This is a genomic window from Tropicibacter oceani (genome assembly GCF_029958925.1).
Taxonomy (GTDB): Bacteria; Pseudomonadota; Alphaproteobacteria; order Rhodobacterales; family Rhodobacteraceae; genus Pacificoceanicola; species Pacificoceanicola oceani.
In genome coordinates this window covers 2,065,663-2,078,260 of record NZ_CP124616.1, presented here as the reverse complement: position 1 = coordinate 2,078,260, position 12,598 = coordinate 2,065,663, and the positions used below count along the sequence as shown (strand labels likewise).

Genomic DNA, 12,598 nt, shown 5'->3' with positions numbered 1-12,598 from the left:
GGACTCCGATGGCCCTTTTCGCGCGTCTCATTCCGCTGTGCCTGGCGTTTTTGGCCGCCGGGCCGCTGGGTGCGCAATCGCTGTCCCTGCGCGGCGAAATCGCCACCAGTGCCACCAGCGTTTCGGATGATCCAGGCGTCGGGCGCATTGATCTGGATCTGTCGATCCCTCTGGCACCGCAGCGCGGCCTGCCGCTGGCGTTTGAAGTGGGCGGGTTCGCCTATGTGCTGCCCGGCAAGCGCCCGCATGAAACCTATGCCGCGCTGGTCTGGGACGATCGTTGGCGACTGGGCGTTGTGCGCCCGGCCTATGACCTGATCCTGCCGTCGGTCTTTGCCGAAACCGCCCCCTACCTGGCCTATGCGCGGGCCGAATATGTCCGCGCCTTCACCACAACGACGGCGATGCGCGAAACGGCTGTGCCTTTTGGGCTGTCCTACACCCACCAATCGGACGGGCTGCAGTGGGCCGCCTCGCTGCACAGCGCAGACAAGGGCGGCTTTCGCAGCGCTTCGGTCGCGGCAAAATGGGACCGCGCGCCCTGGACGGTGTCAGGTGTGCTGGAAGGGGTCTGGGACAGCGCAGGCAATCACCGCGGCACCAATGCCAAGGTCGGCCTGGGCTGGGCGCACGGCCCTTGGCAGATGGACCTGACCTACCTGTCCCCCGGGGCCGAACGTCTGCCCGATGCCCTTGCCGCAAGTCTGCGCTATCAGGCCAGCCAGCGCCTGACCCTGTCCACCTTTGGCGAGGTCACCGCCGATGGCAGCGACGACGCCTTTGGCGTGGCCGCGCAGTGGCGGCTGACCCCTGCCGCGCAACTGGCGCTGGCGGCGACCCGCTGGCGCGACGACACCGGCCTGCACCTGACCCTGAGCCACAGGTTCTGACGCCAGCCCCGGCTTCCCTCCCGCCCCGAATGGCGCAGAAATTGATCGGGAACCCGGTTCCCCCTGCGCCGATTGCGCACTATGTCTGGGGCAACAGCCATGAGGATACCATGAAGCACAGCCAATTCCCGCAGCCCAAACCGCTTTTCGATGCCAATGCCAGCGCCGGAGGAAAGGATCTGGGCAAGCTGCCCGAATGGGACCTGAGCGACCTTTATGCCTCTGAGGACGCACCGGAACTCAAGCGCGACCTGGACTGGCTTGAACAGGCCTGCGCCAGCTTTGCCGCCGATTACGAAGGCAAACTGGCCACGCTGGACGCCGCCGGGTTCCTGAACGCCGTGCACCGCCACGAAAAGATCGAAAACATCGCCGGGCGCATCATGTCCTTTGCGGGCTTGCGCTATTACCAGATGACCACCGACGCGGGCCGCGCCAAGTTCATGTCGGATTGCCAGGAAAAGATCACCAACTACACCACGCCGCTGGTCTTCTTCACGCTGGAACTGAACCGGCTGGACGATGGCCATGTGGGCGCGCTGTTTGCCGCCAACGCCGATCTGGCCCGCTACAAACCCGCCTTTGACCGCATCCGCGCGATGAAGCCCTACCAACTGTCGGACGAGCTGGAAAAGTTCCTGCACGATCTGGGGGTTGTGGGCGACGCCTGGGAACGGCTGTTCGATGAAACCATCGCCGGGCTGACCTTTGACATCGACGGCGACGCGCTGAACATCGAAAGCACCCTGAACTTCCTGACCGAACAGGACCGCTCCAAACGCGAGGCAGCCGCCCGCGAACTGGCCCGCGTCTTTCAGGACAACATCAAGATCTTTGCCCGCGTGCACAACACGCAGGCCAAGGAAAAGGAAATCCTGGACCGCTGGCGCAAGATGCCGACGCCGCAGACCGGCCGTCACCTGTCCAACGACGTCGAACCCGAGGTGGTCGAGGCCCTGCGCAATGCCGTGGTCGCCGCCTACCCGCGCCTGTCGCACCGCTATTACGCCTTGAAGGCAAAATGGCTGGGCCTTGACACCATGCAGGTCTGGGATCGCAACGCGCCCCTGCCGATGGAAAGCACCCGCATCGTCGGCTGGGACGAGGCGCGCGATACGGTGATGAATGCCTATACCGCCTTTGATCCGCGCATGGGTGAGATCGCCCAGCCGTTTTTCGAAAAAGGCTGGATCGATGCGGGCGTCAAACCCGGCAAGGCCCCCGGCGCCTTTGCCCACCCCACCGTCACCACCGTGCACCCCTACGTGATGCTCAACTACCTCGGCAAACCGCGCGACGTGATGACCCTGGCGCATGAACTGGGCCACGGCGTGCATCAGGTGCTGGCGGCCGATCAGGGCGAAATGCTGGCCTCGACGCCCCTGACCCTGGCCGAAACCGCCAGCGTCTTTGGCGAAATGCTGACCTTCCAGCGCATGCTCGAAGGCGCGAAAACCGACGCCGAGCGCAAGGTCATGCTGGCCGGCAAGGTCGAGGACATGATCAACACCGTCGTCCGCCAGATCGCGTTCTACGACTTCGAATGCAAGCTGCACGAGGCGCGCCGCGGCGGAGAGTTGACCCCCGACGACATCAACGCCCTGTGGATGAGCGTTCAGGCGCAATCGCTCGGGCCGGTCTTCGACTACATGCCGGGCTATGAAACCTTCTGGGCCTATATTCCGCACTTCGTGCATTCACCCTTCTACGTCTATGCCTATGCCTTTGGCGACGGTCTGGTGAACGCGCTTTACGCCGCCTACCAGGAACAGCCCGAGGGCTTTCAGGACAAGTATTTCGACATGCTCAAGGCGGGCGGATCGAAGAACCACAAAGAGCTTCTGGCCCCCTTCGGGCTGGATGCCACCGACCCCACATTCTGGGACAAGGGCCTGTCGATGATCGAAGGCTTCATCGACCAGCTCGAGGCGATGGAAGGCTGACATGCCCCGGCCAACCGGCTGGCAAAAACACCTGCAGCATGCGCTGGCGATTGTCCGCCGGCGCGTGCCGCCCGGCCTGCGGTTGGCTCTGGGCATCGTTCTGATCGGGCTTGGGTTTCTCGGCTTCCTGCCGATCCTGGGGTTCTGGTTGATCCCGCTTGGCGTCGCAGTCGCCGCACTGGACATCACGCCGCTGTACCGCCGCCTGCGCGGCAAACCCCCGCGGCCAAAACCCCCGGGCCGCTGACCGCCCGCTCACTTCAACTGGCTGTCCTTCGATCCGCGCCGGTTGATGCCGCCGCGCCGCGCGTCCCGCCCCTGCCGCTCGCTTGCGCAGGCAACGCACAGCTTCACGCCCGGCAGCGCCTCGCGCCGCGCTAGCGGAATCTCCTCGCCGCATTCGGCGCATTCGGGAAAACTCTCACCCACCGGCCCGCGCCGCAGCTTCAGCCGCTGCAACTCCTCCTGGATCGAGGCCTCCATCTGCGCGTTTTCCGCACCATCCCGGCTCCATCCGCCAGCCATCCTCGCACCCTCCTTTTCCAAGCGCCCCAGCTTCTTCTTGGTCAAAATACTCCCGCCGGAGGCATCCGACCCATCCGCCCGCACCGTCCCCGGCAATCAAGGCTCAGTCCAATTCGGTCCAGGGCCAGGGCTTCACATCCGATGCGCCGGTCTGATAGCGCGCCGCCTTGGCGATCCAGACCCCAAGGTCGGTGCCGAAATCCGCCAGCCGTTCGTTCGCCCGGCCACGGCTGGCCAGCATGATCACCAGTTGCACCACGGTCGCCGCCGTCAATACCGTCTGCGCCAGGCTCAGCATCAGCCACAGCAGCACCATATGCACCAGGCGCATGCCCATGCCCTCGGGTTCGGCCGGCGGCTGTTCGCCATGCAGACGGCCGTTCAGTTTGTCCTCGTCACTTGGCCCCATCCGGCCCCCCTTTCACAAAAGTCGCACCTTCACGCTAGCGCAGTTGCCCCCAAACCGCCAAGCACCCTTGAACGGCCCGAATGCGCGCTATTTTCCAAATCAAAGGAGACCCGCAAGATGACCCGCTTTCTGACCTTGATCGCCCTCTGCCTTGCCAGCCCGGCCCTGGCCTTTACCTTCGACAACATCGACGGCGGGCAGATTGACACTGACGACTGGCAGGGCCGGCCCGTGCTGGTGGTCAACACTGCCTCGCGCTGCGGGTTCACGCCGCAATACGACGGTCTTCAGGCGCTGTATGATCGCTACAAGGATCGCGGTTTGATCGTGCTGGCCGTGCCTTCGGACGACTTCAACCAGGAACTGGCCAGCGCCGAGGCGGTCAAGGATTTCTGCGCCGTCAACTTCGACCTGACCCTGCCGATGACCGACATCACCCATGTGCGCGGCGACCAGGCCCACCCTTTTTACAAATGGCTGCGCGACAGCGCGGGGTTCGAGCCCAAGTGGAATTTCAACAAGGTCCTGCTGTCCCCCCAAGGCCAACCCGTTGCCACCTTTGGCAGCACCGCGCGGCCCCTGTCGCGCCAGATCACCCAGCAGATCGAGGCGCTGTTGAAATGAAAACACCCCCGCCCAAGGTTGGGCAGGGGTGCGAAATTTGCGTGATCAAACCACTCAGGCCTTGCTGAGAATGCCCCAGATCTGATCCTTGAGGGCGGCGCGCTGTTTGCGGAGCGTCTCTTCGGCCAGTTGCTCCATCGGCTCAACATTGGTTTCGGCGCGGTGCACCTGGCGGTTGATCTCGTGGTATTCCTCGGCCAGCTTGGCGAAATGCGCATCCGATTGCTTCAGCGCGCTCATCATTTCGACCTTGTCGGGGAATTCCTCGGCGAGTTCATGGGGGGTATGCGACATGGGCGTCTCCTTCGTATTGACTGTTCACGAACAGACTGGGCCTTTCGCGACCCTCCCACATTGACCCTGATCAAGCGGCTGAAAAACTTTGCCGAATGCCGTAGCGTTCGCTACTGGTGCGCACGCCGCCAGCCGGCGGCGCGGGCCTCGGCCTCGGTGCAGAACCAGCGTTCGCCCGCGTCGGTGTTGATGCGCGTGTCGGCGTACCAGCGCTGGCCGGGCACATGATAGATGCGCTGGTCCTTTTGGCTGATATTGCCCTTGATTGTGCAATCCTCGGGGCCGCCGCGAGCATTCCACAGCTGGTGCGCCCGGCGCGACGCCGTTCGAAAGGCGTCAGGCGATTGCACCCCTACCGCATGCAGCCCGCGCCCGGCCTGCGCCGCGTCGCGTTCATCGGCGGCATAGTCGACGGAATATTTCAGGTAGGCAAAGGCCAGACCGCCCTGAACCAGCGCCTGCCCCATGTCCTGACCATCGACGACGCAGCGCGCCACCGTTCGGCCATAGCGATCCATGTCCAGCGCCTCGCAGTGGGCGATGCGGTCGTTATAGCGCGCCCGCACCTCGCCCGAGGCCCAGGACCCGCAGGGCCACATCGGCGCACCCTCACCGCCGCACATCTGGTCGCTTTCCGGCGCGTCGATGCCATGCAGGCGCAGCCGCGTGCCGGCGATTTCGATCGTGTCGCCGTCGATCACGCGGATCTTGCCCGCCACATCGGCCAGGGCCGGTTGTGACAGCAGCATCAGAACGAGAAGTGAACAAAGCCTTAACATAGTGTTAATTTCGGAGCAGCGCGCTCTGAAATCAACCGATTCCGTCAAAATTCCTTAACGCCCGCGCGTTTTTCAAACCCCGCAGCGGCCCGCGCCGGGCCTAGCGCTGCGCGCCTTGCCAGTCCGGATGCAGCCAGGGTTCGCTGTTGTCGGGGGGCAAATGCCGCCCCAGAACATGGTCCGAGATCTTTTCCCCCACCATGATCGACGGCGCATTGAGGTTGCCATTGGTGATGCGCGGAAAGATCGAGCTGTCGGCCACGCGCAGCCCGTCTGTCCCGATCACCCGGCCTTGCGGGTCGACCACGGCATCGGCATCCTCCGGGCGCCCCATCCGGCAGGTGCCGCAGGGGTGATAGGCGCTTTCGACATGCGCGCGGATGAATTCATCCAGCGCCTCGTCGCTTTGCACCGCCGCGCCGGGCTGGATTTCGTGACTGCTGTAGGGGGCAAAGGCCTCTTGCCCGAAAATCTCGCGGGTCAGGCGGATGCAGCGGCGGAAATCCTGCCAGTCCTGTTCGTCGCTCATGTAATTGAACAGGATTTTCGGCGCCTCGGCCGGATCGCCCGACCGCAGGCTGACCGCCCCGCGCGACGGCGATCGCATCGGGCCGACATGCGCCTGAAACCCATGGCCCTCGGCCGCGACCTTGCCGTCATAACGCACCGCAAGCGGCAGGAAATGGTACTGGATGTCCGGGTAATCGACCCCCGCCCGCGACCGGATAAAGCCGCAGCTTTCGAACTGGTTGCTGGCGCCCGGCCCATCGCGCCGCAGCAACCAGCGCGCCCCGACATAGGCCTTGCCCAAAAGGTTCCAGTATTTGAACAGGCTGACCGGCTGGCTGGCTGCCATCTGGATGTACAATTCCAGGTGGTCCTGAAGGTTCTGCCCAACCCCAGCCCGGTCGACCAGCGGCGCGATGCCGTGCCGGGCCAGATGCGCGGCCGGGCCAATGCCCGACAGCATCAGCAGCTTGGGCGAATTGATCGCCCCGGCGCACAGGATCACCTCGCGCCGCGCCTCGATCCGCTCGGTCCGGCCCTTGCGGTCGATTTCGACCCCCGTGGCGCGGCCTTCGTGGAACATCACGCGCTGCGCCAGCCCGCGCACCACCTGCGCGCCCAGCGCCTGCGCCGGCCGCAGATAGGCCTTGGCCGAAGACCAGCGCGCGCCCTGCCAGACGGTCATGTCAAAGGCGCCAAAGCCCTCTTGCTGCTGGCCGTTGTAATCGTCCGTGACGGGATAACCCGCCTGCGCACCCGCCTTCACAAAGGCCTGCACCAAGGGGTTGTCGCGCGCCCCGCGCGTGACATGAAGGGGCCCGTCGGTGCCGCGCCAGGCCGGATCGCCGCCATGGCCGCCGTCGTGCCAGTGTTCCTGCCGCTTGAAGTAGGGCAGCACATCGGCAAAGCCCCAGCCGTCCGCCCCCTGATCGCGCCAGTGGTCATAATCGCGGGCATGGCCGCGCACATAGATCATGCCGTTGATGCTGGACGACCCGCCAATCACCTTGCCGCGCGGACAGGCCAGGCGGCGCCCGCCCAGGTGCGGTTCCGGTTCGGACTGATAGCCCCAGTCATAGCGCTTCATGTTCATCGGATAGGACAGCGCGCCGGGCATGTTGATGAAAGGCCCCCAGTCACTGCCGCCATGTTCGATAACGATCACCGACCGGCCTGCTTCGGCCAGGCGATAGGCCATGGCGCAGCCTGCGCTTCCGGCGCCGACAATGACATAATCCGCTTGCATCTTGTCTTCCTGCATTCACGCCAAAGGCGCCCGACACGGCGCGGCCCTGGCAATATCGGGTTTTCCCGGTTGAAGGCGGCACATACTGCCGTTCAGCCGAAACGCCGCCTTGTCGCGACGGGGGTGGGCGGGTGGGCCGCGCGACAAGGCGGCGGCCCGGCTTGGGGTCATTCGCCGCGCGGAAAGCGCTTGGAGTCCTCGAGATCATTCAGGTCCATGTGGTTGCGCATGTAGCGCTCGGACGCCCTGTGCAGCGGCTGGAAATCCCAAGGGTAATACCCGCCCTGCCGCAGCGCCTCGTAGACCACCCAGCGCCGCGCCTGCGACTGCCTCACCTCGGCGTCGAACCGCTCCAGGTCCCAACGCTCGGCGGCCATCATGCGAAACCGTTCCAGTACCGCGACATGGGCCGGATTATCGGCCAGGTCGCACAGTTCGTGCGGGTCTGCCTCCAGATCGAACAGCTGTTCGGGGTCCAGCGCGCAATTGGTGTATTTCCATCGCCCCTGCCGCAGCGCGACCAGCGGCGAAAAGGATGCCTCGGCGGCGTATTCCATCGCCACCGGGCTGGTCCGCTGGGCGCCTTGCATGACCGGCACCAGGCTTTCACCCTCGGTCCAGGGCATGACCTCGGACATGTCGACACCGGCCAGGTCGCACAGCGTCGGGCAGACGTCGATGTTGCTGACCGGAGCGGTGACGCGTGCCCCCTGCCCGCCCGGAACGGCGATCATCATCGGCACCCGGGCGCTGCCTTCGTAAAAGTTCATCTTGAACCACAAACCGCGCTCGCCCAGCATGTCGCCGTGATCGCTGACAAAGACCACCACGGCCTCTTGCCGGGTTTCCTCCAGCACGCGCAGCAGCGCGCCGATCTTGTCGTCCAGATAGCTGATATTGGCGAAATAAGCGCGGCGCGACCGGCGGATGTCGTCGTCCGTGATGTCAAAGTTGCGCCAGTCGTTGGCGTCAAAGATGCGCTTCGCATGGGGGTCGTGATCCTCGTAGGGGATCGCCGGCACCTCGGGCTCCAGATGGGCGCAGGCCTCGTAGAGATCCCAGTATTTGCGGCGCGCGACGTAAGGGTCGTGCGGATGGGTGAAGCTGGCGGTCAGGCACCAGGGGCGATCCTCCTTGCCGCGCGCCAGGTCGTAAAGCTTCATCATGGCGTGATGGGCGACCTCGTCGTCATATTCCATCTGGTTGGTGATCTCGGCCACGCCCGCGCCGGTCACCGACCCCATGTTGTGATACCACCAGTCGATGCGTTCGCCCGGTTTGCGGTAATCAGGCGTCCAGCCGAAATCGGCGGGATAGATATCGGTGGTCAACCGTTCCTCGAACCCGTGCAGCTGGTCGGGGCCGACAAAATGCATCTTGCCGGACAGGCAGGTGTAATAGCCCGCGCGGCGCAGGTGATGGGCATAGGTCGGGATGTCGCTGGCGAATTCGGCGGCATTGTCATAGACGCGCGTCACGCTGGGCAATTGCCCCGACATGAAGCTGGCCCGCCCCGGCGCGCAGAGCGGACTGGCGGTATAGGCATTGGCAAAACGGGTCGAACGCGCCGCCAGCGCCTTAAGGTTCGGGGCATGCAGCCAATCGGCCGGGCCATCGGGGAACAGTGTGCCGTTCAGCTGGTCGACCATGATGATCAGGATATTGGGTTTCATGTGGCTTCTCCAAGCATGGCATAGGCCGCGTGCAAAACCCGGTCGGCCGCACCATCGACACCGCCCCCCGCCAGCGCCGCGCGCAGATAGACGCCGTCGATCATCGCGGCCAGCGCCTCGGCGGTCTGGACCGGCGCGGCAGAGCGGCCGCGCAGGGCGTGGACCAGGTTCGACCGCAGGCGATGCTGATAGACCCGCAGCAGGCGCGCGGCCTGCGGTTCGGTTTGCGCCAGGACATAGAAGTTCAGCCAGGCCGACACGGTGGCCGGGCGAAAACAGCTTTCGGCGAAATTCGCCTGCACGATCGCCTCAAGCCGCTGGCCCTTGGGCGCGTGCAGCAAGGCCGCGCGCACCTCGGCGGCATAGTCGGACAGGATATGGCGCATGGCCGCCAGAAAGATCTGGGCCTTGCCGCCGAAATAGTGATGCGCCAGCGCGCTGGACATGCCCGCCCGTTTGGCGATCTGGCCAACGGTGACGTCAAGCGTGCCTGCCTGCCCGATCTCTTCGACCGTGGCGGCAACCAAAGCTGCGCGGCGAATGGGTTCTTGTCCGACCTTGGGCATGATCATGCCTTGGTGCCGGTTCTTGACTGACCAGTCAATAAAAATCACGCGCCCTGCAGGGGTGCCGGAGGCGTGCCGTCCTGGGATGGCCCGTCGGGGTCAGCGCTGCGCCCCCGCGGTGCATTCCGACCGGCAAAGGTCAGGGTTTCGGGCCAAGGGCCAAACAGGCCCGCAGCGGTCATGTCGGTGGTGCGGCATTGCCTGCCTGCCCACCTTTCGGGCAGGCGTTCAGGCCTGGATGGTACCGATCAGGGTGTTTTGCGGCAGGCGTGCCACCTCGACCCCGTGGTCGGTCCGGCGCAGGTTGTAGCCATAGCCGCGCATCCGGAACCGCCATTCAGCCTCTGACAGGACCTTCTGGCGCTCGCTCAGAAGGAATGCCTCGATCTCGTGCATATCGTCGGTCAACTTGTTCTCCGCAAACATTTTACTCTCTCCGATGTTACGTGTTGCGGGTTACACACTGTTTAAGGAATCGGGCTCAATTGTGCCCGGTTCGGGGATTTTTCAAGATATGGAAACAACCCGGGGGTTTATGCGCCTTTGTTGACCGGGCGCCGGGACTTACTGCCTGGTTTCACCCACGATGGGGGTGACGCGGCGCTTCAGCACCGCTTCGCGCCAGGTGATGAAGATCACCGCCCCAAGGATCAGAACGCCGCCGGCGATCACCCAGGGGTCCGCCGGTTCGCCGAAAAACGCCGCCCCCAGCGCCACCGACCAGACCAGCTGCAAGAAGGTGATCGGCTGGGTCACCGTCACCGGAGCGGCGGCAAAGGCCAGGGTCATGGTGTAATGCCCCGCCGTGGCAAAGCAGGCCACGCCGAACAGGATCGCCAGGTCGCCCAGGCTGGGCCAGACCCAGACCGCCCAGGCCATGGGGGCCAGGCCGATGGTCACCGTGATCGACAGCATCCCCACGACCACCGCCGCGCTGACCTCGCCCGAGAAGACCTTGGCCAGAAGGTAGGAGATCGAGAACAGGAAAGCGGTGCCCAGCATGGCGATATGGCCGGGATCAAGCTCGCGAAAGCCCGGGCGCAGGATGATCAGCGCCCCGACAAGCGCCGCAAGGATCGCCATGATCCGGCGCAGGGCCAGCCGTTCACCCAGGAACAGCACCGCCAGCAGGGTGACATAGACGGGGTTGAGGTAATTCAGCGCCGTGACCTCGGCCAGCGGGATGCGGGTCATTGCATAGAACCACAGGGCGACGCCCAGCGAATGCACCACGCCGCGCAGGCCGAACAGTTTCCACAGGCGCGGCGTCAGGCTGGCCGCCCGCATCGACGGCCACATCGGGATCAGAAAGACCAGGCCCAGCAGATAGCGCAGAAAGGCCGATTCCGCCGCCGGAACCCGGCCGCCAAGGGCCTTGACCAGTGCGGTGACAGCGACAAAGCACAGCCCCGTGACCATCATCCAGAAAATGCCCAGCCCGGGCCGCTGCGTTGCTGAACTCTCCATCGTCAAAGGCTTAGAGCATCTGACGGCCGTGGCAAGGGCCGCGGGACACTGCCCCACTTGCCCCCGATCTCAGCCCAGCAGCAGTTTGGCCGCGATGGCCCACATGGTCAGGCCGATCACCAGGTCCAGCACTCGCCAGGCCACAGGCCGTGCAAAGACCGGCGCCAGCAGGCGCGCGCCGTATCCCAGCGAAAAGAAGAACACGAACGACGCCGTCATCGCCCCCAGCGCAAAGGCCAGCCGCGCCTCGTACTGCGACGATACCGCCCCCAGCAGGACAACCGTGTCCAGATAGACATGCGGGTTCAGCCAGGTCAGCGCCAGGCAGGTCAGCACGGCGGCGCGCAGGCTGCCGGCCTCTTGTCCGGCCTGCAAGGCCCCGCCGCCGCGCCAGGCGGACAGCAGCGTGCGCGCCCCGTACCACACCAGAAATGCCGCCCCGAACAGGCGCATCGCCCATTCCAGCCCCGGAACTGCCTCGGCCAGGGCGCCAAAGCCCGCAACACCGGCGGCGATCAGCAGCGCATCGGACACCGCACAGACCAGCACCACCGGCAGCACATGCGCCCGCCGCAGCCCCTGTCGCAACACAAAGGCATTCTGCGCCCCGATTGCCAAAATCAAACTCAGCCCCAGGGCAAAGCCCGCCATCGCTGCCTGCATCAATTCCCCTGACCGCGCCCACCGGGCACAAACACATATTCCAGCAACACGCCGATCCGGAAAGGCAACCGGTCCTTGCGGTCTGCCAATTGCCGAACGGTCATCCGCCGCCGCCGCACCACGGCCCGCGCCATGCGGAATTCGATCCGCCGCTTACGCTGCAACCACCGCGCCGGCAAGACACGCGAGACGCCTTTCCACAGCCATCCCAGCTGCAAGAAGGCCACCACCTTGAACGCCCATTTCTGGATGCTGACCCAGACCGATTTGCCCAGGGCCGCCGCCGCGGCCACCAGCCACAAGGGCACCTTGACCGAAAACAGGATCAACCACAGCCCCAGCGAGGTGACCGACAAGGCCAGGGTCCCGCTTAGCAAGATCCCCCAGGCCAGCACCTTTTCGACCCGCGACAGCCCGGCAAACCATGCCAGCAGCCGCGCATGCAGCGCCGTGATCCCCACCAGATACCGTTCGACAAAGCCCCGCAGCCGTCGCAACAGCGCCCGCCCCATGACCAGGGGCAGCACCGTGCTCATCAGCCATTTCTTCAGCAGTTCGACCCGGAAAAACGCCGCGCCCTGAGCCTTTAGCCAGATCAGGAACACCGGCCATTCGACCATCCACAGCTTTTTCGACAGCACCTTGATCTGCACCAGGATCAACCCCAGCGCGATCAGCACCTCTTTGCCGAAATACCACGTGGCAAGGGCAGAGGCGGCAACAGCCAGGATCAAAAGGAAAAGCGCGCGCCAAAGCATGCCCGTTTCTAGGGCGCGGGGGCCATTGGGGGCAATGGGGAAATGCCCTGTTCGGCCGGCAAGCCGGGCCCAGGGCCAGATGACGGCCTGCTCCCTAGCCGCGCCCTCGGCTTGCGCCAATTGACCTGCGTTAATGTGTGACGGTGGCTGCAGAGATAGCAATTGTTTCAGCTTTGGGCAGTTTTCCGCGACACTGCGCAGAACGCATCCCGCGCCATCGAACGCGCCGCGGCGCGGCAAGTCCGAAACACCGT

At 64.8% G+C, this 12,598-nt stretch carries 15 protein-coding genes; 4 read left to right on the top strand and 11 right to left on the bottom strand.

The genetic code is table 11. The features are described from left to right. Window positions 1–8 precede the first annotated feature (8 nt). From QF118_RS10070 to QF118_RS10060, 3 genes are all read left to right on the top strand, one after another. On the top strand, window positions 9–890 hold the full coding sequence (locus tag QF118_RS10070; RefSeq protein ID WP_282298934.1) for a hypothetical protein: 882 nt from the start codon (window positions 9–11) through the stop codon (window positions 888–890). Between the two features lie 110 nt (window positions 891–1,000). Further along, window positions 1,001–2,833 carry a M3 family oligoendopeptidase gene (locus QF118_RS10065; protein WP_282302453.1) on the top strand — a complete coding sequence of 611 codons (1,833 nt, stop codon included), beginning with the start codon at window positions 1,001–1,003 and terminating at the stop codon, window positions 2,831–2,833. Between the two features lies 1 nt (window position 2,834). Beyond that, window positions 2,835–3,080 carry a hypothetical protein gene (locus QF118_RS10060; protein WP_282298933.1) on the top strand — a complete coding sequence of 82 codons (246 nt, stop codon included), beginning with the start codon at window positions 2,835–2,837 and terminating at the stop codon, window positions 3,078–3,080. 8 nt (window positions 3,081–3,088) lie between these two features. Here the strand turns inward: QF118_RS10060 and QF118_RS10055 are convergent, their stop codons facing one another. Next, window positions 3,089–3,358 carry a DksA/TraR family C4-type zinc finger protein gene (locus tag QF118_RS10055; RefSeq protein ID WP_282302452.1) on the bottom strand — a complete coding sequence of 90 codons (270 nt, stop codon included), beginning with the start codon at window positions 3,356–3,358 and terminating at the stop codon, window positions 3,089–3,091. Window positions 3,359–3,461: 103 nt separating this feature from the next. Continuing rightward, the gene (locus tag QF118_RS10050) at window positions 3,462–3,767 is read right to left on the bottom strand and encodes a DUF4389 domain-containing protein (protein WP_282298932.1); all 306 of its coding nucleotides are present in this window, start codon (window positions 3,765–3,767) and stop codon (window positions 3,462–3,464) included. Between the two features lie 117 nt (window positions 3,768–3,884). Between QF118_RS10050 and QF118_RS10045 the strand changes: the two genes are divergently transcribed. Beyond that, on the top strand, window positions 3,885–4,391 hold the full coding sequence (locus tag QF118_RS10045) for a glutathione peroxidase (RefSeq protein ID WP_282298931.1): 507 nt from the start codon (window positions 3,885–3,887) through the stop codon (window positions 4,389–4,391). Between the two features lie 54 nt (window positions 4,392–4,445). Here QF118_RS10045 and QF118_RS10040 read toward each other — a convergent pair whose 3' ends face one another. The 9 genes from QF118_RS10040 to QF118_RS10000 all read right to left on the bottom strand — a co-directional run bounded on the left by QF118_RS10040 (window position 4,446) and on the right by QF118_RS10000 (window position 12,344). After that, window positions 4,446–4,685 (bottom strand): HP1242/YdcH family protein, encoded by a 240-nt coding sequence (locus QF118_RS10040; protein WP_282298930.1) that lies wholly within the window; start codon window positions 4,683–4,685, stop codon window positions 4,446–4,448. A gap of 110 nt (window positions 4,686–4,795) precedes the next feature. After that, complete coding sequence (locus tag QF118_RS10035; protein ID WP_282298929.1) at window positions 4,796–5,434, bottom strand: thermonuclease family protein; 639 nt, start codon at window positions 5,432–5,434, stop codon at window positions 4,796–4,798. A 130-nt stretch (window positions 5,435–5,564) separates the two neighbouring features. Then, window positions 5,565–7,217 (bottom strand): choline dehydrogenase, encoded by a 1,653-nt coding sequence (gene betA, locus QF118_RS10030; RefSeq protein WP_282302451.1) that lies wholly within the window; start codon window positions 7,215–7,217, stop codon window positions 5,565–5,567. Window positions 7,218–7,384: 167 nt separating this feature from the next. Continuing rightward, window positions 7,385–8,890 (bottom strand): choline-sulfatase, encoded by a 1,506-nt coding sequence (gene betC / locus QF118_RS10025; protein ID WP_282298928.1) that lies wholly within the window; start codon window positions 8,888–8,890, stop codon window positions 7,385–7,387. After that, window positions 8,887–9,456 (bottom strand): choline-binding transcriptional repressor BetI, encoded by a 570-nt coding sequence (betI, locus tag QF118_RS10020; protein ID WP_282298927.1) that lies wholly within the window; start codon window positions 9,454–9,456, stop codon window positions 8,887–8,889. The genes betC and betI overlap by 4 nt, the downstream gene beginning before the upstream one ends. A gap of 228 nt (window positions 9,457–9,684) precedes the next feature. After that, a complete protein-coding gene (locus tag QF118_RS10015) occupies window positions 9,685–9,864 on the bottom strand; it encodes a hypothetical protein (protein ID WP_282298926.1) in 180 nt (59 codons plus the stop codon). A 156-nt stretch (window positions 9,865–10,020) separates the two neighbouring features. Continuing rightward, window positions 10,021–10,923, bottom strand: a complete 903-nt coding sequence (locus QF118_RS10010; protein WP_282298925.1) for a DMT family transporter — start codon at window positions 10,921–10,923, stop codon at window positions 10,021–10,023. A gap of 69 nt (window positions 10,924–10,992) precedes the next feature. Further along, entirely contained in the window at window positions 10,993–11,586 is a 594-nt protein-coding gene (locus QF118_RS10005) for a LysE/ArgO family amino acid transporter (protein WP_282298924.1), read from the bottom strand. After that, complete coding sequence (locus tag QF118_RS10000; protein WP_282298923.1) at window positions 11,586–12,344, bottom strand: hypothetical protein; 759 nt, start codon at window positions 12,342–12,344, stop codon at window positions 11,586–11,588. The genes QF118_RS10005 and QF118_RS10000 overlap by 1 nt, the downstream gene beginning before the upstream one ends. Between the last annotated feature and the right edge of the window lie 254 nt (window positions 12,345–12,598).

What these genes read in the sequence shown, in the direction of transcription:
- betC (WP_282298928.1), bottom strand. Translation starts at nt 8,890, where the DNA reads ATGAAACCCAATATCCTGATCATCATGGTCGACCAGCTGAACGGCACA.
- QF118_RS10035 (WP_282298929.1), bottom strand. Translation starts at nt 5,434, where the DNA reads ATGCTGCTGTCACAACCGGCCCTGGCCGATGTGGCGGGCAAGATCCGC.
- QF118_RS10045 (WP_282298931.1), top strand. Translation starts at nt 3,885, where the DNA reads ATGACCCGCTTTCTGACCTTGATCGCCCTCTGCCTTGCCAGCCCGGCC.
- QF118_RS10005 (WP_282298924.1), bottom strand. Translation starts at nt 11,586, where the DNA reads ATGCAGGCAGCGATGGCGGGCTTTGCCCTGGGGCTGAGTTTGATTTTG.
- QF118_RS10000 (WP_282298923.1), bottom strand. Translation starts at nt 12,344, where the DNA reads ATGCTTTGGCGCGCGCTTTTCCTTTTGATCCTGGCTGTTGCCGCCTCT.
- QF118_RS10010 (WP_282298925.1), bottom strand. Translation starts at nt 10,923, where the DNA reads ATGGAGAGTTCAGCAACGCAGCGGCCCGGGCTGGGCATTTTCTGGATG.
- QF118_RS10040 (WP_282298930.1), bottom strand. Translation starts at nt 4,685, where the DNA reads ATGTCGCATACCCCCCATGAACTCGCCGAGGAATTCCCCGACAAGGTC.
- QF118_RS10055 (WP_282302452.1), bottom strand. Translation starts at nt 3,358, where the DNA reads ATGGCTGGCGGATGGAGCCGGGATGGTGCGGAAAACGCGCAGATGGAG.
- QF118_RS10065 (WP_282302453.1), top strand. Translation starts at nt 1,001, where the DNA reads ATGAAGCACAGCCAATTCCCGCAGCCCAAACCGCTTTTCGATGCCAAT.
- QF118_RS10060 (WP_282298933.1), top strand. Translation starts at nt 2,835, where the DNA reads ATGCCCCGGCCAACCGGCTGGCAAAAACACCTGCAGCATGCGCTGGCG.
- QF118_RS10070 (WP_282298934.1), top strand. Translation starts at nt 9, where the DNA reads ATGGCCCTTTTCGCGCGTCTCATTCCGCTGTGCCTGGCGTTTTTGGCC.
- betI (WP_282298927.1), bottom strand. Translation starts at nt 9,456, where the DNA reads ATGCCCAAGGTCGGACAAGAACCCATTCGCCGCGCAGCTTTGGTTGCC.
- betA (WP_282302451.1), bottom strand. Translation starts at nt 7,217, where the DNA reads ATGCAAGCGGATTATGTCATTGTCGGCGCCGGAAGCGCAGGCTGCGCC.
- QF118_RS10050 (WP_282298932.1), bottom strand. Translation starts at nt 3,767, where the DNA reads ATGGGGCCAAGTGACGAGGACAAACTGAACGGCCGTCTGCATGGCGAA.